Here is a 23638-nt window from a genome sequence, read left to right as displayed (position 1 = left end):
AGGGTTATAACTAGGAAATATTTAGTTTCGATTTGCTGGCCAGCGGTGCGCGGGGCACCACTGGCCAGCATTGCTTCAGAGAATGGCGGCGTTATTGCGTTGGGCCTGTTTCAGGTAGGCCGCCAACTCCCGTGCCGGCAGGGGTTTGCTGTAGTGGTAGCCCTGACCTTCGTGGCAACCCTCGGAGATGATGTAGGCCTCCTGTTCGGCGGTCTCCACGCCTTCGGCGATCACCTGCATGCCGAGGCTTTTGCCGAGCTGGATGATTGCCCGCACGATGGTTGCATCGTCGTCGTCATCCAGCAGGTCCTGGACGAAGCTCTTGTCGATCTTGATCTTGTCCAGCGGCAGGCTTTTCAGATAGCTCAGGGACGAATAGCCCGTGCCGAAGTCATCAATCGCAATCAGCGCCCCGGAGCGGCGCAGGCTCAGCAGGTGCTGGGCGGCGGTGCTGATGTCTTCCATCAGGCCGGTCTCGGTGACTTCCAGCTCCAGGCTGCGGGGCGGCAGGCGGTAGATTTGCAGCAGGTTGTTGACCACCCGTGGCAGCTCGGCGTGGTGCAACTGTACGGTCGACAGGTTGACCGCCATGCGCAGCTCGGTGAAACCCAGGTCGTGCCACTCCCTAAGTTGCCGGCAGGCCTGGTCCAGCACCCATTCGCCGATGGCAATGATGGTGCCGTTCTGTTCCGCCAGGGGGATAAACAGGTCGGGCGGTACCAGGCCGTGTTCCGGGTGCTGCCAGCGAATCAAGGCCTCGACACCTACTACGCGATGGTCGAGATAGCTGATCTGCGGCTGGTACACCAGGTGGAACTGCTCGCGGCTCAGGGCGTCGCGCAAATCCTTTTCCAGCTCGCGGCGGCGGCGCATTTCGCTGTCGACGCTGGCGATATAGAACTGGTAACGGTTGCGCGAACGGCTCTTGGCCAGGGTCATGGTCTGTTCGGCTTTTTGCAGCAGCTTCTCGGTGCTGTCGCCGTCTTCCGGGAACAGGGTGATGCCGATGGTGGCGCGCAGGCGGATCTGCTCGTGCCCATCGTCGAGGGCGAATTCCGCCTCCAAGTCATCAAGAATGCTTTGTGCCAGCTCGGCGGCTTCGTAGGGTTGCTCGATATCGGCCTGCACCAGGGCGAATTGGTCGCCACCCAGGCGGGCGAGGGCGCCGAGGCGGCCGCTGTGGGCCCGCAGACGGTCGGCCAGAGCCAGCAGCAATTGGTCGCCGGCCTGGTAGGTGAACTGCTCGTTGACGCTTTTGAAGTCATCCAGCCCCACGCACAGCACTGCGACGCTGCGTTGGCGGCGGCCGGCGTCGATCAGGATCTTGTCCAACTGCTCCTGCAGCTTCTGGCGGTTCGGCAGGCCAGTGAGAAAGTCGTACTGGGCCATGCGCAGCAGGCTGTTTTCCGCCTCATGGCGCAGGTGTGTGTTGCGCTCGATGGATTCGAGCAACTGGTTGGCGGTGTTGATCCAGAGCCCCAGTTCGTTTTTCTCGTGGCCCCTGAGCTGCGGGATCTTGTGCTCGCTGGGGCGGTCGGGGTTGATCGAACTCAGGTGCTCGATGATGCGCGACAGCGGCTTGGTCAACAGCCAGTGATAGACCAGGTACAACACCAGGCCCATGGCCAGGGCCCGCAGTACGCCGGAGATGAAAATGATCACCGAGCTGACGAGAAACCCTTTGCCATAGGTGGCGGTGTCGAGGGTGATGCTCAGGTCGCCGTAGTACTCGCTATAAGGCCCGCGCCCCACCAGCGGTGTGGTGAAGGTGCGTTCCTGGCCCAGGATCAGGTCGGTCAGCCAGCGGGTCGGGGATTGTTGCAGGTCGCGGGTTTTTTCCGCGAGCATGGTTTCGTTGGGGTGGCCGATGGAGGCCATGCGCACGGCATCGTCCTGGAACAGACCTTCGATGACCTGCATGCCCATCTCCCGGTCCAGGCTGTAGACGGCCTGGGTGGACGGGTCGCGAAACATGTCGAGGATACGCTGGGCATCGCCAGCCACGGCCTGACGCGTCTTGTAGGCGTCAAAGACGATCTGCGCCGCGCTTAGTACCACGCCCACCGCCAATGCCGAAAGCAGCACCACCCGTAGCAACTTCACCGACAAGCTGTTTTTGAGTTCCAGCTTCAAAGGGGTATTCCTTGTTCCATGCGGGTAGCCTCAATATGCCATGAGTATTGGCAATCCCGTGAGGGCAGTCAAAGGAACATTGGGCCCGGAGAGCCTGAATATTAACAAGTGAAGGTCGGGAAGGAGGAGGGCGGATCCTGTCCGCCGCCCTCTTGTACTGCGCGGGGGAGCGAAGGCGAATGCCTTTTTTATAGCTCGCGAGAGATTGCCGAGGGTTTTATTAGCCGAAAGTAATCTGCTCGGAGGATTTCTGGTGGGCATCTTCGCCGATTTTGCCCGCCTCCTCACCAGCTCCCTGACTTTTTGAATCCATGAGCTTGCTCAGCAGGTCCATGCCTTTTTCTGCCAGCGGCATGGCTGCTGAAGCGGCTGACATTCCCATCGATAAAGGATCCATTGCGGACTCTCCTAACTGAAATGAGAGAGTTATTTCTCTCACTTGTTGGGTGGCCAGTTCATCGCCTTGAGTTCCACGCGTCCTGCATTACGCTTTTGTAACCCCCACAAAAAAGCCCGGCAATCGCCGGGCTCTTTCTACTGCAAGTAGTACTTAAGCAGTGAAGGTTTTGCCTTCGAACTGCTCAGCTACGAACTTCCAGTTGACCAGGTTCCAGAACGCTTCCACATACTTTGGACGTACGTTGCGGTAGTCGATGTAGTAAGCGTGTTCCCAGACGTCGCAGGTCAGCAGCGGGGTGTCGCCGCTGGTCAGCGGGTTGCCGGCGCCGATGGTGCTGGCCAGGGCCAGGGAACCGTCAGCCTTTTTCACCAGCCAGCCCCAACCGGAACCGAAGGTGCCGACGGAAGTCTTGGTGAACTCTTCCTTGAACTTGTCGAACGAGCCGAAGGCTGCATTGATGGCTTCAGCCAGCGCGCCGGTAGGTTGACCGCCGGCGTTTGGCGCCAGGCAGTTCCAGTAGAACGTGTGGTTCCAGACCTGAGCGGCGTTGTTGAAGATGCCACCCGAAGAAGACTTGACGATTTCTTCCAGGGTCTTGCCTTCGAACTCGGTGCCAGGCACCAGGTTGTTCAGGTTCACGACATAGGTGTTGTGGTGCTTGTCGTGGTGATACTCCAAGGTTTCCTTGGAAATATGCGGCTGCAGGGCATCGTGTGCGTAGGGCAGCGGCGGCAATTCGAAAGCCATGATGATTCTCCTAATCAGGTCAGTTGCGGTGAGCGCAAGGCCGATCACGGGCGGCCAAACAAGCGCCGGGGAGTTTGTACTCTTTGCGGCGCAGGGGCTGGATCATAGCACCGGGGGTGCGGCAAAACCACGCAACAACTGTGTGGGATAGAGGTTCCAGAGGGTTTTGGCTTCTGTTGAAAAAAGTTTATGCGGCGCTGATTAATTGATAGGCCACACTGAACATCATGGCCGCCACCAGCAGGTCCAGAATTCGCCAGGTGGCAGGGCGCGCCAACCACGGTGCCAGCCACGCGGCGCCCAGGGCCAGGGTCATGAACCACAGGAATGAAGCGCTGGCGGCACCGGCCACATACGCGCCCGGTTCGGTCTGCTGGGCGCCGAGGGAGCCGATCAACAGAACGGTATCCAGATACACGTGGGGATTGAGCAAGGTCACCGCCAGGGCGCTGAGCATCACCGCCTTCAGCGAGCGCACCTTGAGGTTCTCGCCCTGGCCCAGGCTCTGCTTCGAGCAGGCCCGGCGAAGGGCAAGGGTGCCGTACCACAACAGGAACGCCGCGCCGCCCCAACGGGCAACCGCCAGCAATATCGGGTTATGCGCCAGCACGGTCGCCAGGCCGAACACGCCGGCGGCCACCAGGATCGCATCGCACACCACGCACAACGCCGCCACGGGCAGGTGATGTTCGCGCCGCAGGCTCTGCGCCAGGACAAAGGCGTTCTGGGTGCCGATCGCCATGATCAAACCAAAGGCCACCAACAGGCCGTTCGTATAGCTCTGCCACATAGGATTTACTCCGCGCCCGCCGCCAATTGCTGCAACACCTTCATCGCGCGCTCAGCATCGGCGCGGCCAACAAACAAGTGATCGTGGTAGTAGCCGGCAATCACGTTGCAACTGATTCCGGCTTTGCCCAAGGCGGTGGCGAACGCCGCGGTCAGGCCGACGGCTTCCAGGGCCGAATGCACATTCAGGGTGATCCACGCCGCTACGTATTCGAAGGCCAGTCCGGCGCGTTCGGCCTGCTGGCGCTCGACGATCAGCGTCAGGCCTTCTTGCTCGCGGAAGCTGCCGATCACTTCGCAACCTTCGGGGATGCGGCTGTCGGCCAGGGTGCAGAACACGTAGTCGCCGTCGTTGAGCTGTGGGCTCATGCTGCGCAGCAGGGTTGCCAGGGCGGTTTCGCCAGCCATGTGGAAGGTCCTTGAATAAGAAGAAGCGATGCTGGCTATTCTCCCGTCCAAGGCTGTATAAGAAAAACCAATATTGCTGATCGCTCATTAGGAAAACTGATGTTCGACTATAAATTGCTTTCCGCCCTGGCAGCGGTGGTGGAACAGGCCGGTTTTGAGCGGGGCGCCCAGATGTTGGGAATCTCGCAATCGGCGATTTCCCAGCGCATCAAACTGCTGGAAGCGCGTATCGGCCAGCCCGTACTGGTGCGTGCCACGCCGCCGACGCCCACCGAGATTGGCCGCCGTTTGCTCAACCACGTGCAACAGGTGCGGCTGTTGGAGCGCGACCTGCAAAGCCAGGTGCCCGCGCTGGATGAAGAGGGCATGCCGGAGCGTCTGCGCATCGCCTTGAATGCCGACAGCCTCGCCACCTGGTGGGCCGAGGCCGTGAGTGACTTCTGCGCCGAGCAACACCTGCTGCTGGATTTAGTCGTAGAAGACCAGACCGTCGGCCTCAAACGCATGCGTGCCGGCGAAGTGGCGGCCTGTATCTGCGCCAGCGAACGCCCGGTGGCCGGTGCCCGCAGCCTCTTGCTCGGTGCCATGCGTTATCGGGCGCTGGCCAGCCCGGCGTTTGTCGCGCGGCACTTTCCCGATGGCGTACGCGCCGATCAACTGGCCCGCACCCCGGCGCTGGTGTTCGGCCCGGATGACTTTTTGCAGCATCGCTACCTGGCTTCCCTGGGTGTCGACGGTGGTTTCGAACACCATTTATGCCCGTCGTCCGAAGGTTTTATCCGTCTGACGGAAGCCGGATTGGGCTGGGGCCTGGTGCCCGAATTGCAGGTGCGCGACCAACTGGAAAGGGGCGTGCTGGTGGAGTTATTGCCAGATAAGCCGATCGATGTGCCGCTGTACTGGCATCATTGGCGCAGTGGTGGACAATTGCTGGGGCTGCTGACGGATCATCTGGCACACACAACGGGGCAATGGTTGGTGCCGTTGGCGTGATGGCCAGCGTCAAGGCAACAGCGATGAAAAACGAAAGAATGCGGAGTAAGTCATGAAAATTCTGGTCACCGGCGCAAGCGGCTTCATTGGCGGGCGTTTTGCGCGTTTCGCCCTGGAGCAGGGCCTGGACGTGCGGGTCAACGGGCGGCGGGCCGAAGGTGTGGAACACCTGGTACGGCGCGGCGCCGAGTTTATCCAGGGTGATTTGAATGATCCGGACCTGGTGCGCGAGCTGTGCCGCGACGTCGAGGCCGTGGTGCATTGCGCCGGGGCCGTGGGGCTGTGGGGGCGCTATCAGGATTTCCATCAGGGCAATGTGCTGGTCACCGAAAACGTGGTGGAGGCCTGCCTCAAGCAGCGGGTCGGGCGCCTGGTGCACCTGTCGTCGCCGTCGATCTACTTCGACGGCCGCGATCACTTGGGGTTGACCGAAGAACAAGTGCCCAAGCGCTTCAAGCATCCCTATGCGGCCACCAAATACCTGGCGGAACAAAAGGTATTTGGCGCCCAGGAGTTCGGCCTCGAAGTGCTGGCCCTGCGCCCGCGCTTTGTCACCGGTGCCGGTGACATGAGTATCTTCCCGCGCCTGTTGAAGATGCAGCGCAAGAACCGCCTGGCGATTGTCGGGGATGGCCTGAACAAGGTGGATTTCACCAGCGTGCACAACCTCAATGAAGCCCTGCTCAGCAGTTTGCTGGCGACGGGTTCGGCGTTGGGCAAGGCCTACAACATCAGCAACGGCACGCCGGTTCCGGTGTGGGATGTGGTGAACTATGTGATGCGCCAAATGGACATGCCCCAGGTCACCCGTTACCGCTCCTACGGCGTGTCCTACAGTGTTGCGGCGCTGAACGAGGCCTTCTGTGCGATGTGGCCAGGGCGTCCGGAACCGTCTTTGTCACGGCTGGGCATGCAGGTCATGAACAAAGATTTCACCCTCGACATCACCCGCGCACGGCATTATCTCGACTACCAGCCCAAGGTCAGCCTGTGGGCGGCCCTCGACGAGTTTTGCAGTTGGTGGAAGGCCCAGGACGCAGCACTTAAATAACCGGCAACACACCGGGAACCGAATTTGCGACCCAGGGTCGATCAGTGCGGCAGGTCGGGGGTTTATACTCCGGCGCTTGGCTATTCATATGCCACCTCAAAGGTTTGAAGGTTGATTCATGCGTAACGATGCTAACGACGACTTTGACAACGTTCCCAGCCTGCGGGCTGACACCTCGGACGACGATGATTTCGAGCCTACGCCGGCCACGTCCGTGCGTTCCCGGCCAACGCCTGTGGTCAAGGTCAAAAGCGCCAGTACCGGGCCGTTGTGGGCATTGGTCGGCGCGCTGCTGTTTGCCTTTGCCGGCCTTGCCTGGTGGAGCTTCCAGCAGATTTCCCTGATGGGCCAGCAACTGGTGGCTACCCAGGAAAGCTTCGCACGCATCAGTGAGGAAGCGGCGGGGCGCCTGCAGGATATTTCCGGCAAGGTGGTGGCCAGCGAGGCCAGCGTGAACAACGGCAGTGAAGCCCTGAAACTGCAGATCAAGCAGTTGGAAACCCAGTTGCTGGAGCAGGGCAAACAGCAGTTGGGCGTGGCCGGCCAGGCCACTGACCTGGACAAGCGCCTGGAGCAAATGACTGCCAGCACCACGCAACTGTCCAGTGCCAATGCGCAACTGCAAGGCCAGGTACAGGCGTTGACGGATGCGGTGGCAACCCTCAAGTCCCGGGACGCCGAGTTCAAGGAGCTCTCCGCCGACGTCGCGGCCCTGAAAAAGCAAGGCAACCCCGCAGCCGCCATTGCCCGCCTGGAGCAGGACCTTGTGGTCCTCAAGAGCGAACAGGACAGCCGCCCGGCCGCCTCCGACGGCCCGTCCAACAAGGAGTTCGACGTGTTCCGCATCCAGACCACGCGTAACGTCACCACCTTGCAAAGCCAGGTGCAGAACCTGCAGCAACAGATCAACCAGCCGGCACGGATCACCCCTCTCGGGCAGCAATGATTTTGGGGCCCTGTAGGCGTCATACACATGGCTCCTACAGGGCCTAGCACAATCAATGTCACCATCCGGTGACATTTCCTACCTCCTTCGTTACTTGCCCTCGTCTCGCCCTTGTTTAGACTCCCGTCATCCCGCACATAATAAAAAGGGCTAATCATGACCACGCAACCACTGCCTGCCAGTAGTTGGCTGAACGCTCCTGCCCATCACGCCTGGCTTGCCGCTGAAGGCCTGCGCCTGCTGTCATTCGCCAAGGCTTCCAAGCTGCCCGAAGGCTTCGGCAACCTCGACGATCACGGCGTTTTGCCGCCCGATGCCGTCGCTGAAACCATGAACACCGCCCGCATGACCCACAGCTTCGCCATGGCCCATAGCCTGGGCCTGCCAGGTTATGCCGACCTGGTGGAACACGGGGTTGCGGCCCTCAGCGGCCCGCTGCGCGATGCCCGGCACGGCGGCTGGTTTGCCACGCCTGGTGCCAGCGATGGCAACACCGGCAAGGCCGCCTACCTGCACGCCTTTGTGGCCCTGGCTGCCAGCTCCGCAGTAGTGGCCGGCGCGCCCGGTGCACAAACCTTGCTCAACGACGCGACCCACATCATCGACCAGTATTTCTGGAGCGAAGAGGAGGGCGCGATGCTCGAGTCCTTTGCCCAGGACTGGAGCGGTGTAGAAGCCTACCGCGGCGCCAACAGCAACATGCACGCCACCGAAGCCTTCCTGGCCCTGGCCGATGTCACCGGTGAAACCCGTTGGCTGGACCGCGCGCTGCGCATCGTCGAGCGGATTATTCATACCCATGCGGCGGAAAACCGGGACATGGTGATCGAGCATTTCGACAGCCACTGGCAACCCTTGCGCGGTTACAACGAAGACAACCCGGCCGATGGTTTTCGCCCCTACGGCATCACCCCCGGCCACGGCTTTGAATGGGCGCGGCTGGTGCTGCACCTGGAAGCCGCACGCCTGGATGCCGGGCTCGTCACGCCTGAGTGGTTGTTGACCGACGTCAAAGGCCTGTTCGCCAGTGCCTGCGAATATGCCTGGGCCGTCGACGGCGCCCCCGGCATTGTCTACACCCTCGACTGGAGCCAGCGCCCCGTGGTGCGCGAGCGCCTGCACTGGACCCATTGCGAAGCCAGCGCCGCTGCCCAGGCGCTGCTCAAGCGCACGGGTGAGCTGCATTACGAAATCTGGTACCGGCGCTTCTGGGAGTTCTGTGAAAGCCATTTCATTGACCGCACCCATGGCAGCTGGCACCACGAACTGAGCCCGAAAAACCAGCCCGGCAGCAAGATCTGGGGCGGTAAGCCGGACCTGTATCACGCCTGGCAGGCTGTCTTGCTGCCGGGTTTACCCTTGGCACCGAGCATGGCCAGTGCCGTGGCTGCCGGGCGTTATGTCACCAAATGGTGACATTTTGGCGTCCCTTTGTTACCTGCACCTGAAAAATCCCTGTTTAAACTCGTTTGCAGCGCAAGCACCGACTTGCATGCATAACAACAAGAAAAAAGGTACTCAGATGAAAGCGATCAGTCGCCTCGCCGTTGCTATTTCCGTTGCCTCGTTGTTTCCCCTCAGTGCTTTTGCCGCCGACTCGAAAGGGACGGTTGAAGTTGTGCATTGGTGGACCTCGGGTGGCGAGAAAGCGGCAGTAGATGTCCTGAAGGCTCAAGTTGAAAAAGACGGTTTCACCTGGAAAGACGGTGCCGTTGCCGGCGGTGGTGGTTCGACTGCCATGACCGTACTGAAAAGCCGCGCCGTTGCTGGCAACCCGCCAGGCATGGCCCAGATCAAAGGCCCCGACATCCAGGAATGGGCGTCCACCGGGCTGCTCGACACCGACGTCCTGAAGGCTCCTGCCAAAGAAGAGAAGTGGGACAGCCTGCTGGACAAGAAAGTCTCCGATACCGTGAAGTACGAAGGTGACTACGTCGCCGTGCCGGTGAACATCCACCGCGTCAACTGGCTGTGGATCAACCCGGAAGTCTTCAAGAAAGCCGGTATCGAAAAACCGCCTACCACCCTCGAAGAATTCTACGCCGCTGGCGACAAGCTGAAAAAAGCCGGCTTCATTGCGCTCGCCCACGGTGGCCAGCCTTGGCAGGACAGCACCGTTTTCGAAGCGGTCGTGCTCTCGGTCATGGGGGCTGACGGTTACAAGAAAGCCCTGGTCGACCTGGACGAAAAAGCCCTGACCGGCCCTGAAATGATCAAGTCCCTGACCGAGCTGAAGAAAGTCGCGACCTACATGGACGCCGACGGCAAAGGCCAGGACTGGAACCTGGAAGCGGCCAAAGTCATCAACGGCAAGGCCGGCATGCAGATCATGGGTGACTGGGCCAAGAGTGAATGGACCGCCGCCAAGAAAGTCGCCGGCAAAGACTACGAGTGCGTAGCCTTCCCGGGTACCGACAAGGCGTTTACCTACAACATCGACTCCCTGGCGGTGTTCAAGCAGAAAGACAAAGGCACTGCTGCTGGCCAGCAGGACATCGCCAAAGTCGTGTTGAGCGAAAACTTCCAGAAAGTCTTCAGCATCAACAAGGGCTCGATCCCGGTTCGTATCGACATGTTGAAAGACATGGGCAAATACGGATTCGACTCCTGCGCCCAGACCGCTGCCAAGGACTTCCTGGCAGACGCACAGACTGGCGGCCTGCAACCGAGCATGGCGCACAACATGGCAACCACGCTGGCCGTACAAGGCGCGTTCTTTGACGTCGTCACCAACTACATCAACAACCCGTCCGCTGATCCGGCAACCACCGCGAAGCAACTGTACAGCGCGGTCAAGTCGGCCAAGTAACGGTTAGTACTGAATGGTCTTGTGGGGGGACCCCTAACCCCCACAAGGCATGTTCCTGTAGTCCTTTTTCCCTGTACTGGATTTTCCCATGAGTTCTGTTGCTGTGTTCAGCAAAGCCTCGCCGTTCGATGCACTGCAGCGCTGGCTACCCAAACTGGTGTTGGCGCCGAGCATGTTCATCGTTCTGGTGGGCTTCTATGGCTACATCCTGTGGACGTTCGTGCTGTCGTTCACTAACTCGACGTTCCTGCCGACCTACAAGTTCGTAGGCCTGGCTCAATATGCGCGCTTGTTCGACAACGACCGTTGGTGGGTGGCGAGCAAGAACCTTGCGGTGTTCGGTGGCATGTTCATCGGCATCACCTTGGTAATCGGCGTGACCCTGGCGATTTTTCTCGACCAGAAAATCCGTCGTGAAGGCTTCATTCGCACCATTTACCTGTACCCGATGGCGCTCTCTATGATCGTTACCGGTACTGCCTGGAAATGGCTGCTCAACCCGGGCATGGGCCTGGACAAATTGCTGCGAGACTGGGGCTGGGAAGGCTTTCGCCTGGACTGGCTGATCGACCCGGACCGTGTGGTGTACTGCCTGGTGATCGCCGCTGTATGGCAAGCCTCGGGCTTCATCATGGCGATGTTCCTCGCCGGCCTGCGCGGTGTTGATCAATCGATCATCCGTGCCGCACAGATCGACGGCGCGAGCATGCCGCGCATCTACTGGAAAGTGGTGCTGCCAAGCCTGCGTCCGGTGTTCTTCAGTGCGGTGATGATCCTGGCGCACATCGCGATCAAGAGTTTCGACCTGGTGGCGGCAATGACCGCGGGTGGTCCGGGTTATTCCTCCGACCTGCCGGCGATGTTCATGTACTCCTTCACCTTCAGCCGCGGCCAGATGGGCATGGGTTCGGCCAGTGCGATTCTGATGCTCGGTGCGATTCTCGCAATCATCGTGCCTTACCTGTACTCCGAGCTAAGGACCAAGCGTAATGACTAGTCTCGCCGGCAAACCTGCCATCAGCCTGAGCCGCGTCGCGATCTACGCGGTGCTGATCCTCGCTGTCCTGCTGTACCTGGTGCCGTTGGTGGTCATGTTGCTGACCAGCTTCAAGACCCCGGAAGACATCAGCACCGGCAACCTGCTGAGCTGGCCCACCGTGGTCACCGGCATCGGCTGGGTGAAAGCCTGGGCCACGGTTGACGGTTACTTCTGGAACTCGATCAAGATTACCGTTCCGGCGGTACTGATCTCTACCGGCATCGGCGCGTTGAACGGCTACGTGCTGTCGATGTGGCGTTTCCGCGGTTCGCAGTTGTTCTTCGGCCTGTTGCTGTTCGGCTGCTTCCTGCCGTTCCAGACCGTGCTGCTGCCAGCCTCGTTCACCCTCGGCAAGATGGGCCTGGCCAGTACCACCACGGGCCTGGTGTTCGTGCACATCGTCTACGGACTGGCCTTTACGACACTGTTCTTCCGTAACTACTACGTCAGCATTCCCGATGCGCTGGTGAAGGCGGCACGCCTGGATGGCGCGGGGTTCTTCACGATCTTCCGGCTGATCATCCTGCCGATGTCGACACCCATCATCATGGTGTGCCTGATCTGGCAGTTCACGCAGATCTGGAACGACTTCCTGTTCGGCGTGGTGTTCTCCAGCGGTGATTCGCAGCCCATCACGGTGGCGCTGAACAACCTGGTCAACACCAGCACCGGGGTCAAGGAATATAACGTTGATATGGCGGCGGCGATGATCGCCGGGCTGCCGACCCTGCTGGTCTATGTGGTCGCAGGCAAGTATTTCGTGCGCGGCCTGACGGCCGGCGCGGTCAAGGGGTAATCATGGCAACGCTTGAACTTCGTAACGTAAACAAGACCTACGGTACCGGCTTGCCGGACACCCTGAAGAACATCGAACTGTCGATCAAGGAAGGTGAGTTCCTGATCCTGGTCGGGCCTTCGGGTTGCGGTAAATCGACCTTGATGAACTGCATTGCCGGCCTGGAAAACATCACCGGTGGCGCGATCATGATCGGCGACCAGGACGTCAGCGGCATGAGCCCCAAGGATCGTGACATCGCCATGGTGTTCCAGTCCTACGCGCTGTACCCGACCATGAGCGTGCGCGAGAACATCGAGTTCGGCCTGAAAATCCGCAAGATGCCCCAGGCGGCGATCGACGAAGAAGTGGCGCGAGTGGCCAAGCTGCTGCAGATCGAGCACCTGCTCAATCGCAAGCCGGGCCAGCTCTCCGGTGGCCAGCAACAGCGTGTGGCCATGGGCCGTGCACTGGCGCGTCGCCCGAAGATCTACCTGTTCGACGAACCACTGTCCAACCTCGACGCCAAGCTGCGGGTCGAGATGCGTACCGAAATGAAGCTGATGCACCAGCGTCTGAAAACCACCACCGTCTACGTTACCCACGATCAGATCGAAGCGATGACCCTGGGCGACAAAGTGGCGGTGATGAAGGACGGCATCATCCAGCAGTTCGGCACGCCGAAAGAAATCTACAACGACCCGGCCAACCTGTTTGTGGCAAGCTTTATCGGTTCACCACCGATGAACTTCATTCCACTGCGCCTGCAACGCAAGGACGGCCGCCTGGTGGCGCTGCTGGACAGCGGCCAGGCACGCTGTGAATTGCCGTTGAACATGAACGATGCGGGCCTGGAAGACCGCGAAGTGATCTTGGGCCTGCGCCCGGAGCAGATCGTGCTGGCCGCCGCCGAAGCCACCGGCGCGCCGACCATTCGCGCCGAGGTGCAAGTCACCGAGCCAACCGGTCCGGACACCCTGGTGTTTGTGCAAATCAATGACACCAAGGTCTGCTGCCGCCTGGCGCCCGATGTGGCACCGCAAGTGGGCGAGACCCTGACCTTGCAGTTCGACCCGGCCAAGGTGTTGCTGTTCGACGCCAAGACCGGCGAGCGCCTGGGCACTGCCACTTCGTTGCCGGCACAGGACCGTGCGGACAACGTTGCTCAATTCAAGGGACGCTGAAGTTTCAAATGATGTGTAGGGGCTTTTGTGAGAGTCCTGCTCTCACAAAGAAGTAAACCGCGTTAGATAAAAACAGTTAATAACAATAAAGACGAGGATGTAGGGATGAAAAAGCACCACAACAACACCCGGCTGATCTGCCAACTGTCAGCAGCAGCCGCCCTGGTACTGTCCGCCAATGCGATGGCGGACGACGCGTTCAGCGCCGATTCCAAGTGGATGACCGGCGATTGGGGCGGCGAGCGTACCAAGCTGATCGAGCAAGGTATCGACATCAAGGCGGATTACGTCGGTGAAGTCGGTGGCAACCTCAGCGGTGGCTACAACAACGACAAAACTGCCCGTTACGCCGACCAGTTCGGTCTGGGCGTGGCACTGGACCTGCAAAAGCTGTGGGGCTGGGATAACACCCAGGCCAAGATCCAGCTGACCAATCGTAATGGCGCAAACATCTCCAACGACCGTATTGGTGACCCGCGTGCCGGCACCTTGAGTTCGTCTCAAGAAGTCGACGGCCGAGGCCACATGGTGCGTCTGACCCAGTTCTGGATTCAGCACCAGATGTTCGACAACAAGCTGGACGTGAAACTCGGTTACTTCGGTGAAGGCGAAGACTTCAACACCTTCCCGTGCGACTTCCAGAACCTGTCGTTCTGTGGCTCGCAGGTCGGTAACTATGTAAACACCTGGTACAACTGGCCAGTCAGCCAGGCGGCTATCCGCGTGAAGTACAACATCACGCCTGAGCTGTATGCGCAAATTGGTGCGTACAACCAGAACCCATCGCAACTGGAGCACGGCAACGGCTTCAAACTCAGCGGCAGTGGCACCAAGGGCACCGTATTGCCGGTTGAATTGGTCTGGTCGCCGAAGGTCAATGGCCTGCCGGGCGAATACCGTGTGGGTTACTACAAGAGCACCGCCGACGCTACCGACGTACGTGAAGACGTCAACGGTAACGATGCTGGTACCACGGGCGCAGCCTTCCGCGTTCGCAGCAGCAAAAGCGGTTACTGGGGCGTTCTGCAACAGCAACTCACCACCCACAATGGCGATGCTTCCCGCGGCTTGAACATCGCGGCCAACGTCACCTTCCACGACAAAGACACCAACCTGGTCGACAACTACCAGTCTCTGATGTTTGTGTATAAGGGCCCATTCGACGCGCGTACAAAAGATGACGTGGGTATCGGTTTCTCCCGTATCCATGCCAACAGTGACGTGAAGAAAAACGCTGAGTTGCTCAACGCGGCGGGCGGTTTCACGGATTACGACCAATCGGGTTACGCACCGCTGCGTAACACTGAGTACAACGTCGAACTCAACTACGGCTTCCACGTCACCAACTGGCTGACCGTGCGTCCTAACCTGCAATACATCGCCAACCCAGGTGGTGTTAAGCAAGTCGACAACGCGGTAGTAGCGGGCCTGAAAATTCAGTCTACGTTCTAACGCTGTTGCGATAAGCTCCTTCTCTCTGTGCGCATTTTGCGGATAGCCATGGCTATCCGCTTTTTTTTGGGCAGCATTGTGAAGATATTCAGGACCGTGGCACATGCATGAGCATCCGCTGCAACGCTTTTTCAAATCCCTGCGCGAGCGGCCGGTATTCGCCTGGGAGCGCTTCCAGATGCGCGATGTGCTGGTGATCGATCACCCGCTCTGCCAGGCGGTGTTCAGTCGCCAGGGCGCGCAATTGCTGCACTTTCAGCCCACGGGCCAGAAGCCCTGGTTGTGGTGCGCGGCCAAGTGGCCGCAGGTCGGCGCCATTCGTGGCGGCGTGCCGGTGTGTTGGCCGTGGTATGGCCGTCATCCCAGCGAGAATGCCTGGCCGTCCCATGGTTGGGCACGGCTGATCGACTGGAAACTGCTGGACAGCAGCACCGACGAAGACGGCGTGCGTTTGCACTGGCAATTGCAGTTATGCGATTGGCAGGTGGACCTGCACGCACACCTGGGGGAAACCCTGGAATTGCGCCTGGCCACCGAGCACCAGGACGAATTGCCATGCCAACTGAGCCATGCGTTGCACGCCTATTGGCGGATTGGCAACGTGGGTGAGGTAGCGCTGTCTGGGCTGGATGGCGCGCAAGGCTACGACCAGCTCAATCGCCAGGCGTGCCAGCAGGAAGGTGAGTTGCGGGTGGATGGCGGCTGTCAGCGGGTGTTCCAGCACGAGGGCGAATTGCACCTCAAGGACCACGCCTGGCAGCGCGAGTTGTGCATCGATACCGGCGAGAGTGCCGACACGGTGGTGTGGCATCCAGGCAGCCGGCCGTTGCTGGGGGTGAGCTTCAACGAGGCTTCGGGGTTTGTGTGTGTGGAGTCGGCGATGGCTGCTGCGAGTCTGGCGCCGGGGGAGAGGGCGCATTTGAGTTTGCAGGCCAGGGCGGGGGCCTGATCCGGATGTTCCGGTGTTGCTGATGCCGCTTTCGCGAGCAAGCCCGCTCCCACATTCGACTGCATTCCAAAAGTGGAACCCGGTCTAATGTGGGAGCGGGCTTGCTCGCGAAGAGGCCGGCACAGTCACAGTAGATTTGGGCCTAGTTGAATTCATCCCCAACCGGATACCGGCTGTCGTTCAAACTCTCTTTGATCTTGCGCAAATGCGGCTGGAAATCCACCCCGCGACGCAAGGTCATGCCTGTCGCCAACACATCCAGCACCGTCAACTGAATGATCCGCGAGGTCATCGGCATGTAGATGTCGGTGTCTTCCGGCAACGGAATGTTCAGGCTCACCGTACTGGCCTTGGCCAGCGGCGAATTCTCGGCGGTCACGCCCAGCACCGAGGCGCCGTTCTCCCGGGCAATGCGCGCCACTTCCACCAACTCGCGAGTACGCCCGGTGTAGGAAATGATCACGAACAGTTCCCCGGTGTGGGCCACCGAGGCGATCATCCGTTGCATCAACACATCAGCATGGGCTGTGACCGACAGGTTGAAACGGAAAAACTTGTGCAGGGCGTCCATGGCCACCGGCGCCGAAGCACCCAGGCCAAAGAAGTGGATCTGCCGGGCCTGGATCAGCAGGTCGACGGCCTTGCTGATCAGGTTCGGGTCCAGGGCCTGGCAGGCGCTGTCGAGGGACGCGATGGCACTGCCAAAGATCTTCTGGGTGTAGGCCTCGGGGTTATCATCGGCCTCCACCGCGCGGCTGACATACGCCGCGCCACTGGCCAGACTTTGCGCCAGCTGCAATTTAAGTTCAGGGTAACCACTCACGCCGAACGAGCGGCAGAAGCGGTTCACTGTAGGTTCGCTGACCGAAGCGGCCTGGGCGAGGGCGGCGATAGAGAAGCGGGTCGCCTGCTGCGGGTTGAGCAGGATGACCTCGGCAACTTTACGTTCAGCCTTGTTCAGTTCTTCGAGGCGTTTCTGGATCTGTTCCAGTAGATTTCGCACGCGGTCCATTCATGTTTCCTTAGGGCGACGATGCAAATAAGGGTCGTCAACCAATCGACGAGCGGCCCTTTGCGGTGGCCTATCCTACTGAGGGTAGTTGAACACCACCACTCGGAATACGTTTTTCGGGAAAATGTTGTGGTTATTACTACATTTTTCCTTGAGTGATGCCTTAAAAAAAGGTATTTGTAGCTTAACTTGATAAAAGAACAAACATCATGCCTTCGATAACCGTAGAACCCTGCACCTTTGCCCTGTTTGGCGCCTTGGGTGATCTGGCGCTGCGCAAGTTATTTCCTGCCCTCTATCAACTTGATGGCGCGGGTCTCCTGCACGAAGACACGCGCATCCTGGCACTGGCCCGCGAGGCCGGTTCCGAGCAACAGCACCTGGCACACATCGAAAAAGAATTGCGCAGCTACGTCGGCAAGGAACTGGACGAAACCGTCGCCCAGCGTTTCCTGGTACGCCTGACGTACCTGCACGTCGATTTCCTCAAGGCTGACGACTACGTCGCCCTGGCCGAAAAAGCCGGCACCGAACAACGCCTGATTGCCTACTTCGCCACCCCGGCGGCGGTGTACGGCGCAATCTGCGAGAATCTGTCCAAGGTTGGCCTGGCGGAAAACACCCGCGTGGTCCTGGAAAAACCCATCGGCTCGGACCTGGATTCGTCGCGCAAGGTCAACGACGCCGTGGCGCAGTTTTTCCCGGAAAACCGCACCTACCGCATCGACCACTACCTGGGCAAAGAAACCGTCCAGAACCTGATCGCCTTGCGTTTTGCCAACAGCCTGTTTGAAACCCAGTGGAACCAGAACTACATCTCCCACGTAGAAATCACCGTGGCCGAGCAGGTAGGCATCGAAGGTCGCTGGGGCTATTTCGACAAGGCCGGGCAACTGCGGGACATGATCCAGAATCACCTGCTGCAGCTGCTTTGCCTGATCGCCATGGACCCGCCGGCCGACCTGTCTGCCGACAGTATTCGTGACGAGAAGGTCAAGGTGCTCAAGGCCCTGGCGCCCATCAGCCCGGATGGCCTGACTACCCAGGTGGTGCGCGGCCAATACATCGCCGGCTACAGCGCCGGCAAGCCGGTACCGGGTTACCTGGAAGAAGAGAATTCCAACACCCAGAGCGACACCGAAACCTTCGTCGCCCTGCGGGCCGATATTCGTAACTGGCGTTGGGCCGGGGTGCCGTTCTACCTGCGTACCGGCAAGCGCATGCCGCAAAAGCTGTCGCAGATCGTCATCCACTTCAAGGAACCGTCCCACTACATCTTCGCCCCCGAGCAGCGCTTGCAGATCAGCAACAAACTGATCATCCGCCTGCAACCGGACGAAGGTATTTCCTTGCGTGTGATGACCAAGGAACAGGGCCTGGACAAGGGCATGCAACTGCGCAGCGGGCCGCTGCAACTGAATTTTTCCGACACCTATCGCAGCGCACGGATTCCCGATGCCTACGAGCGGTTGTTACTTGAAGTCATGCGTGGCAACCAGAACCTGTTTGTGCGCAAAGATGAAATCGAAGCCGCGTGGAAGTGGTGTGACCAGTTGATCGCCGGGTGGAAAAAATCCGGTGATGCGCCCAAGCCGTATGCGGCGGGGTCCTGGGGGCCGATGAGCTCGATTGCACTGATCACGCGGGACGGGAGGTCTTGGTATGGCGATATCTGATTTGAAACTGCCTCAGGGCGTGACGGCCCATGAGTACCGCAACCCGGTGCTGCTGGCCGACGGTTTGGCCAATGATGTGGCCGAGCAACTGCGCACGGCCATCAGTGCCCGTGGCGAAGCGACCCTGGTAGTGTCCGGTGGCCGCAGCCCGGTGGCGTTCTTCCAGAACCTTGCCAAGCAAGGCCTGGACTGGTCCAAGGTGACCATCACCCTGGCCGACGAGCGCTGGGTGCCGGTAGAGCATGCCGACAGTAATGCTGGCCTGTTGAAGAAGTATTTACTGCAAGGCCCGGCGGCCAAGGCGAAGTTCCTGAGCCTGTACAGCGTTGCCTCCAGCCTTGATGACGCTGCCGAGCAGGCCGATCGTCTGCTGGCCGAGTTGCCGGCGATTGACGTGCTGGTACTGGGCATGGGCGACGACGGCCACACCGCGTCGCTGTTCCCCAACAGCCCGAACCTGGCTGAAGCACTGAAGCCCGATGGCAGCCGTCGTTGCTGGCCGATGCTGGCCCCGACCGTACCGCACCAGCGCCTGACCATGAGTCGCGCGTTGCTGGCTACCGCCCACTACACCGTGCTGTCGATTTCCGGCAGTTCGAAATTGACCACCTTGAGCGCCGCGCTGGCCAGTGACGACGTTGCTGCCATGCCGATACGCGCGTTTTTGCAACCTACTTTAGAGATTTACTGGTGCCCATGAGCCAAGGATCAGCCGCGATGAACAGCCCTCAACCTACCGTTTCCATGGCGGACAAAGTTGCCTTGATCGACAGCCTCTGCGCCAAGGCGCGGATCCTGCCGGTGATCACCATTGCCCGTGAACAGGACATTCTGCCTTTGGCCGATGCCCTGGCTGCCGGTGGTTTGACTGCACTGGAAGTGACCCTGCGTTCGCAGTTCGGCCTCAAGGCCATTCAGGTGTTGCGCGAGCAGCGTCCGGAGCTGTGCACCGGTGCCGGTACCGTGCTGGATCGCCAGATGCTCGAAGCCGCCGAAGTGGCCGGTTCGCAGTTTATCGTCACCCCCGGGATTACCCGTGACCTGCTGGAAGCCTCGGTACACAGCTCGATTCCGCTGTTGCCGGGCATCAGCAATGCTTCCGGGATCATGGAAGGTTATGGCCTGGGGTATCGCCGCTTCAAGCTGTTCCCGGCTGAGGTCAGCGGTGGTGTTGCTGCAATCAAGGCCTTGGGCGGCCCGTTTGGCGAAGTGAAATTCTGCCCGACTGGCGGTGTTGGCCCGGCCAACATCAAGAGCTACATGGCCTTGAAGAATGTGATGTGCGTGGGCGGTAGCTGGATGCTGGACCCAGAGTGGGTCAAGAATGGCGACTGGGCACGTATCCAGGAAACCACCGCCGAGGCGCTGGCCCTGCTGGACTGATTGGATTTACCGAATCGTTGTTGCTGTGTTCTACGGCATTTTTGCGGCGCACTTGGTCGGTGTGCCGCTTTTTTTTGCCTGCTGAAAATGGCCCACTCCCACTGTAGGAGCGAGCTTGCTCGCGAAAAACCCGAGAGCACCGCTGGGTGTCAGGTTTCCCGCGTCATCGTTAACGACCTTCGCGAGCAAGCTCGCTCCTACAGTGAGATCGCGCTCAGTTCGGTGATGGCTTTGATCAGCACATGAATGTCTGCCGCTGACGTCAAGAAGCCCGGTGTTACCCGAATACAACTGCCAAACGACGCCCCGCTGCGGGTCGTGGTAAACAGGTCATATTCCTTTAGCAGTCGGTCCGCCATCACCTGTTGATCTGCCTGATGAGTAAACTTGAACGAGGTAATCGCGCAATACAGCCGTGGATCATCCGGCGTCAGTACTTCAATTCCCGGCAACTGCCGCACCTCATTCACCCACAAGTCCCGCAGGTAGTTGAGGCGGGCGCCCTTGGCCTTTGAGCCGCCCAACAAGCGATGTTCTTCGAACACCAGCGGCAAGGTCATCAGCGCCGGGAAATTCGGCGTGCTGTACGGCGTACGTGCCCGCACGTCGGTGGCCGGGTAATGAAACTCCCCCATGTCCGGATCGATGTCCGCCAAGCGCTGCGGGTCGATATAGATAAAGCCCAGGGTCAACGGCGCGCCAATCCACTTGTGCAGGTTGAAGCCGGCAAACGCGATGCCCAGTTGCGCCAGGTTGAATTCGATCTGCCCCAACGCATGGGCGCCATCCAGGATCACATCAATCCCGTGTTCCTTGGCCGCGCTGGCAATCGCCTCCACCGGCATCACTAGCCCGGTGCGGTGGGTGACGTAGGTCAGCGCGAGCAATTTCAGGCGCGGGTAGCGCACGAAGGCATCGCGATACGTCTGCACCAGGCTGTCGAAACTGGACGGGTGTTCGTGGGCAATCTCGATCACCTCCACCCCACGGTGCTGCGCCAGCCAGCGCATGGCGCCCTTGACGGTGTCGTACTCCAGGTCGCTGATCAGCACCTGGTCGCCGGGCTGCAAGCGGTTGTAGTTGCGAATCAGCGACTGCAACGCATCCGAGGCGCAGCGGGTGAGGGCGATGGCTTCAGGATCTGCGTCCATTAATTGCGCCAACTGGTTACGAATCTCGACGTTTTCACCCTGCTCGAAACGCTGGCGCACATGGACCGAATTGCTGCGATTGATGAACGCCACGTTGTCCTGATACTGCTGCAGTACCGCGCGGCTCATGCGCCCGAAGTAACCATTTTCGAGGTTGATCGGGCCGGGTTCCAGGTCGTAGCGCCGGGCGATTTCGTGCCAGTGTTGTTCGTCGCGGGTACTGTCCATGTGCGTGCTCTATTAATGACGAGGGGCGGGCTTGCCGTGTTTGGCGCGCAGGGGTTCCAGCAATTCGGATAAGCCGTTGTGGTCGATTTCCTGCATCAGGGCCAGCAACCCACCCAACTCACCGTGGGGGAAACCTTCACGGGCAAACCAGTTGAGGTAGGGGCCGGGCAGGTCGGCAATGATTCGGCCCTTGTACTTGCCGAAGGGCATTTCGCGGGTGATCAGCAGTTCAAGTTTTTCAGGATTCATTGGGGCTTCAGAGGTTTGAGTCGATGCCTTGGAAAATACAGGCATTCTGCATGGAGGCCAAATGACAGATCATGCAAATAAAGCGGATACAGATTTTTGGTTAATATTTAAGTTATTGAAAAATAACAGTTAATTTTTTTTCAAAAGCTGGCACGGGCGCTGCAATTACTAATGCACGTTTCTTAACCCGCGAAGGAATTGAAAAATGACTGATATCAATAAAGAATCGATCTCCGTACTCAACGACCTGATCGAGACCAGCAAAGACGGCCAGGAAGGCTTCAAGACCTGCGCAGAAGACATCAAGCACCCAGAGCTCAAAGCCCTGTTTGCCAAACGTTCCGTTGATTGCGCCACCGCCGCTGCCGAACTGCAGACGGCTGTCAAAGCCTTGGGCGGCGATCCGGAAAAATCCGGCAGTGTCGCAGGTGCCTTGCACCGTGGCTGGGTCGACGTGAAGTCGATGGTTACCGGTAAAGATGAAGAAGCAGTGCTGAACGAAGCCGAGCGCGGTGAAGACCACGCACTGAAGGCTTATAAAGAAGCGATCGAGAAGATCAACAAGCACAACCTGCTGGGCATTCGTGACCTGGTGGAGCGTCAGTTCCACGGCGCACAACGCAACCACGACCAGGTGAAAGCCCTGCGTAACCAGGCGCGCGCTCAGTCTTGAGCCCCACCTGAATAAAAAAATCCCCGCAGATGCGGGGATTTTTTATGGGCGATGGTTCAGCCGATGCTGATGGCCGGCAGTTCGGTCAAGGTCACGGTCTGCTGCTTGCGCGGCGCGAGGATCTCGGCTTCACCGTCCACCACCAACTCGTCGCGCTGGTTGAACACGCGAGTGGCGATGCGCACACGAAACTTCGGCAGCTTCTCCAGGATTTCCAGACGCACGGTCAGGGTGTCGCCGATTTTGACCGGCTTCTGGAAGGTCATTTGCTGGCCGATGTAGATCGTGCCGGGCCCAGGCAGCTCACACGCCACCGCCGCGCTGATCAGGGCGCCGCTGAACATGCCGTGGGCAATGCGCTCCTTGAACATGGTCGCCTTGGCGAATTCGGCGTCCAGGTGCACCGGGTTGTGGTCGCCGGACATCGCCGCGAACAACTGGATATCGCGCTCCTCGACGGTCTTGCTGTAGCTGGCGGTCTGGCCGACTTCGAGGGCTTCGTAAGGCGTGTTGGTAACCTGGGTCATCAGATGGTGCATCCTGTGGCTAATCGATAATCTTAATGTATTGATTTTAAACGAAAAATCATTCGCAGCGAGTAGGGCGGCGCAGTACTGCAGCCTGGGCCAGCCACGTCAGCACGTCGGCTGTGACCGCATCACGGTTGGTTTCGTTGAATAATTCGTGGCGCGCCTGCGGGTAAATGCTCAGCTCCAGGTTCTGGCAGCCGGCTTCGCGCAAAGCGTTGGCCAGACTTTTGAGACGCTTGCCTTCACTGACCGGATCACATTCGCCGCCCATTATCAGGATCGGCAGGCCCGGATCGATCTGAGCGAGATTGGACGCTTTGCTGATTTGCTGCAAGCCGCCCAGCAGGTCGATCCATAGCTGGTTGGTGCAACGAAAGCCACAGAGCGGGTCGCTGACGTACTTGTCGACCTCGGCCGGGTCACGGCTGAGCCAGTCGAAAGCGGTCCGATTGGGTTTAAACGCTTTGTTGAACGATCCAAATGACAGGAAATCGATCAGCGCGCTGCGTCCCCGCAAACCCTGGCGCAAGCGTTCGCCATGAGCAATCACCTTGGCCGCGCCGTACAACGCCACCGGCTGGAAATTCGAGCCGCTGAGAATCGCCCCGTTGAGGCTGGCGCTGTGGTGCAGCAGATACGCCTGGGCGATGTAGCTGCCCATGCTGTGGCCCAGCAGGATGATCGGCACGCCCGGCGCCTGCTGGCCGATGTGCTGGTTGAGGCTCGCCAGGTCGCCCACCACTTTGTTCCAGCCGTCTTTCTCGGCGAACAGCCCCAGCGTGCCCTCGTCGGCGGTACGCCCGTGGCCGCGCTGGTCGGGGGCATACAGGCCGTAACCGGCATCACACAACGCCTGGGCCAGGCGCCCATAGCGGCCACTGTGCTCGGCCATGCCGTGGGCCAGCATGATCAGCGCCTTGGGCGGCCCGTCGGGTAGCCATTGGTTGACGTACACCCGACTGCGGTCATTCGCGGTCAGCCAGAAAGTGGTGTGGTTCATGGCGCTTCCTTTGCTCAGGGTCGTTGCAGTGTATCGCTCAATCGCCTGGGGCCGTTGGATC

At 59.7% G+C, this 23638-nt stretch carries 24 protein-coding genes and 1 pseudogene; 14 read left to right on the top strand and 11 right to left on the bottom strand.

All coding sequences use genetic code 11. The features are described from left to right. Positions 1 to 75 precede the first annotated feature (75 nt). The 5 genes from ACA046_RS25430 to ACA046_RS25410 all read right to left on the bottom strand — a co-directional run bounded on the left by ACA046_RS25430 (position 76) and on the right by ACA046_RS25410 (position 4477). Positions 76 to 2133: a putative bifunctional diguanylate cyclase/phosphodiesterase gene (locus tag ACA046_RS25430; RefSeq protein WP_459023269.1), complete on the bottom strand. Its 2058-nt coding sequence runs from the start codon at positions 2131 to 2133 to the stop codon at positions 76 to 78. Between the two features lie 220 nt (positions 2134 to 2353). Then, positions 2354 to 2530 (bottom strand): hypothetical protein, encoded by a 177-nt coding sequence (locus ACA046_RS25425; protein WP_497675215.1) that lies wholly within the window; start codon positions 2528 to 2530, stop codon positions 2354 to 2356. Positions 2531 to 2683: 153 nt separating this feature from the next. Then, complete coding sequence (locus ACA046_RS25420) at positions 2684 to 3280, bottom strand: superoxide dismutase (protein ID WP_003212997.1); 597 nt, start codon at positions 3278 to 3280, stop codon at positions 2684 to 2686. A gap of 187 nt (positions 3281 to 3467) precedes the next feature. After that, entirely contained in the window at positions 3468 to 4070 is a 603-nt protein-coding gene (locus tag ACA046_RS25415; protein ID WP_076015866.1) for a LysE/ArgO family amino acid transporter, read from the bottom strand. 5 nt (positions 4071 to 4075) lie between these two features. After that, entirely contained in the window at positions 4076 to 4477 is a 402-nt protein-coding gene (locus ACA046_RS25410; RefSeq protein WP_459023264.1) for an ACT domain-containing protein, read from the bottom strand. A 99-nt stretch (positions 4478 to 4576) separates the two neighbouring features. On the opposite strand from ACA046_RS25410, the gene ACA046_RS25405 reads away from it, so the two are divergent. The 10 genes from ACA046_RS25405 (at position 4577) to ACA046_RS25360 (ending at position 15675) form a co-directional block, all read left to right on the top strand. After that, positions 4577 to 5470, top strand: coding sequence for a LysR family transcriptional regulator ArgP (locus ACA046_RS25405; protein ID WP_497675214.1), 894 nt, complete (start codon positions 4577 to 4579; stop codon positions 5468 to 5470). A 52-nt stretch (positions 5471 to 5522) separates the two neighbouring features. Then, positions 5523 to 6521: an NAD-dependent epimerase/dehydratase family protein gene (locus tag ACA046_RS25400; protein ID WP_459023262.1), complete on the top strand. Its 999-nt coding sequence runs from the start codon at positions 5523 to 5525 to the stop codon at positions 6519 to 6521. 118 nt (positions 6522 to 6639) lie between these two features. Beyond that, complete coding sequence (locus ACA046_RS25395) at positions 6640 to 7467, top strand: ATPase (protein WP_459023260.1); 828 nt, start codon at positions 6640 to 6642, stop codon at positions 7465 to 7467. A gap of 156 nt (positions 7468 to 7623) precedes the next feature. Continuing rightward, entirely contained in the window at positions 7624 to 8883 is a 1260-nt protein-coding gene (locus ACA046_RS25390; protein WP_459023258.1) for a D-mannose isomerase, read from the top strand. A gap of 106 nt (positions 8884 to 8989) precedes the next feature. Beyond that, entirely contained in the window at positions 8990 to 10276 is a 1287-nt protein-coding gene (locus ACA046_RS25385; RefSeq protein ID WP_459023256.1) for an ABC transporter substrate-binding protein, read from the top strand. 88 nt (positions 10277 to 10364) lie between these two features. After that, positions 10365 to 11273 carry a carbohydrate ABC transporter permease gene (locus ACA046_RS25380; RefSeq protein ID WP_010169866.1) on the top strand — a complete coding sequence of 303 codons (909 nt, stop codon included), beginning with the start codon at positions 10365 to 10367 and terminating at the stop codon, positions 11271 to 11273. Beyond that, the gene (locus ACA046_RS25375; RefSeq protein ID WP_076015860.1) at positions 11266 to 12111 is read left to right on the top strand and encodes a carbohydrate ABC transporter permease; all 846 of its coding nucleotides are present in this window, start codon (positions 11266 to 11268) and stop codon (positions 12109 to 12111) included. Before ACA046_RS25380 ends, ACA046_RS25375 begins: the two co-directional genes overlap by 8 nt. A gap of 2 nt (positions 12112 to 12113) precedes the next feature. Beyond that, positions 12114 to 13274, top strand: a complete 1161-nt coding sequence (locus tag ACA046_RS25370; RefSeq protein ID WP_003213014.1) for an ABC transporter ATP-binding protein — start codon at positions 12114 to 12116, stop codon at positions 13272 to 13274. A 105-nt stretch (positions 13275 to 13379) separates the two neighbouring features. After that, on the top strand, positions 13380 to 14726 hold the full coding sequence (locus ACA046_RS25365; protein ID WP_459023252.1) for a carbohydrate porin: 1347 nt from the start codon (positions 13380 to 13382) through the stop codon (positions 14724 to 14726). A gap of 103 nt (positions 14727 to 14829) precedes the next feature. Then, positions 14830 to 15675 carry a D-hexose-6-phosphate mutarotase gene (locus ACA046_RS25360; RefSeq protein ID WP_459023250.1) on the top strand — a complete coding sequence of 282 codons (846 nt, stop codon included), beginning with the start codon at positions 14830 to 14832 and terminating at the stop codon, positions 15673 to 15675. A 142-nt stretch (positions 15676 to 15817) separates the two neighbouring features. Here ACA046_RS25360 and ACA046_RS25355 read toward each other — a convergent pair whose 3' ends face one another. Then, positions 15818 to 16678, bottom strand: a complete 861-nt coding sequence (locus ACA046_RS25355; RefSeq protein ID WP_173406104.1) for a MurR/RpiR family transcriptional regulator — start codon at positions 16676 to 16678, stop codon at positions 15818 to 15820. Positions 16679 to 16896: 218 nt separating this feature from the next. On the opposite strand from ACA046_RS25355, the gene zwf reads away from it, so the two are divergent. From zwf to ACA046_RS25340, 3 genes are read left to right on the top strand one after another with little or no spacing between them, the layout of a single operon-like run. Next, the gene (gene zwf / locus ACA046_RS25350; protein WP_497675213.1) at positions 16897 to 18363 is read left to right on the top strand and encodes a glucose-6-phosphate dehydrogenase; all 1467 of its coding nucleotides are present in this window, start codon (positions 16897 to 16899) and stop codon (positions 18361 to 18363) included. Next, positions 18350 to 19063, top strand: a complete 714-nt coding sequence (pgl, locus tag ACA046_RS25345; protein ID WP_459023247.1) for a 6-phosphogluconolactonase — start codon at positions 18350 to 18352, stop codon at positions 19061 to 19063. The genes zwf and pgl overlap by 14 nt, the downstream gene beginning before the upstream one ends. 17 nt (positions 19064 to 19080) lie before the next feature. Further along, the gene (locus ACA046_RS25340) at positions 19081 to 19746 is read left to right on the top strand and encodes a bifunctional 4-hydroxy-2-oxoglutarate aldolase/2-dehydro-3-deoxy-phosphogluconate aldolase (RefSeq protein ID WP_076015855.1); all 666 of its coding nucleotides are present in this window, start codon (positions 19081 to 19083) and stop codon (positions 19744 to 19746) included. Between the two features lie 99 nt (positions 19747 to 19845). Here the strand turns inward: ACA046_RS25340 and ACA046_RS25335 are convergent. The 3 genes and pseudogenes from ACA046_RS25335 to ACA046_RS25325 all read right to left on the bottom strand — a co-directional run. After that, positions 19846 to 19935 (bottom strand): annotated as a pseudogene (locus ACA046_RS25335) (outer membrane lipoprotein carrier protein LolA); the annotation flags it as partial. 8 nt (positions 19936 to 19943) lie between these two features. Beyond that, positions 19944 to 21125 carry an aminotransferase class V-fold PLP-dependent enzyme gene (locus ACA046_RS25330; protein ID WP_497675212.1) on the bottom strand — a complete coding sequence of 394 codons (1182 nt, stop codon included), beginning with the start codon at positions 21123 to 21125 and terminating at the stop codon, positions 19944 to 19946. 12 nt (positions 21126 to 21137) lie between these two features. Further along, positions 21138 to 21374: a DUF3820 family protein gene (locus ACA046_RS25325; protein ID WP_003213031.1), complete on the bottom strand. Its 237-nt coding sequence runs from the start codon at positions 21372 to 21374 to the stop codon at positions 21138 to 21140. Positions 21375 to 21579: 205 nt separating this feature from the next. On the opposite strand from ACA046_RS25325, the gene ACA046_RS25320 reads away from it, so the two are divergent. Beyond that, positions 21580 to 22047, top strand: coding sequence for a ferritin-like domain-containing protein (locus tag ACA046_RS25320; RefSeq protein ID WP_076015853.1), 468 nt, complete (start codon positions 21580 to 21582; stop codon positions 22045 to 22047). A 56-nt stretch (positions 22048 to 22103) separates the two neighbouring features. Here the strand turns inward: ACA046_RS25320 and ACA046_RS25315 are convergent, their stop codons facing one another. Together ACA046_RS25315 and ACA046_RS25310 are read right to left on the bottom strand one after the other, a co-directional pair. Further along, positions 22104 to 22574 (bottom strand): MaoC family dehydratase, encoded by a 471-nt coding sequence (locus tag ACA046_RS25315; protein WP_003213034.1) that lies wholly within the window; start codon positions 22572 to 22574, stop codon positions 22104 to 22106. 58 nt (positions 22575 to 22632) lie between these two features. Continuing rightward, on the bottom strand, positions 22633 to 23577 hold the full coding sequence (locus ACA046_RS25310; RefSeq protein WP_167665484.1) for an alpha/beta hydrolase: 945 nt from the start codon (positions 23575 to 23577) through the stop codon (positions 22633 to 22635). Positions 23578 to 23638 lie beyond the last annotated feature (61 nt).

The organism is Pseudomonas sp. LBUM1641 (genome assembly GCF_059716235.1).
This window is presented reverse-complemented; position numbering and strand designations above follow the sequence as displayed.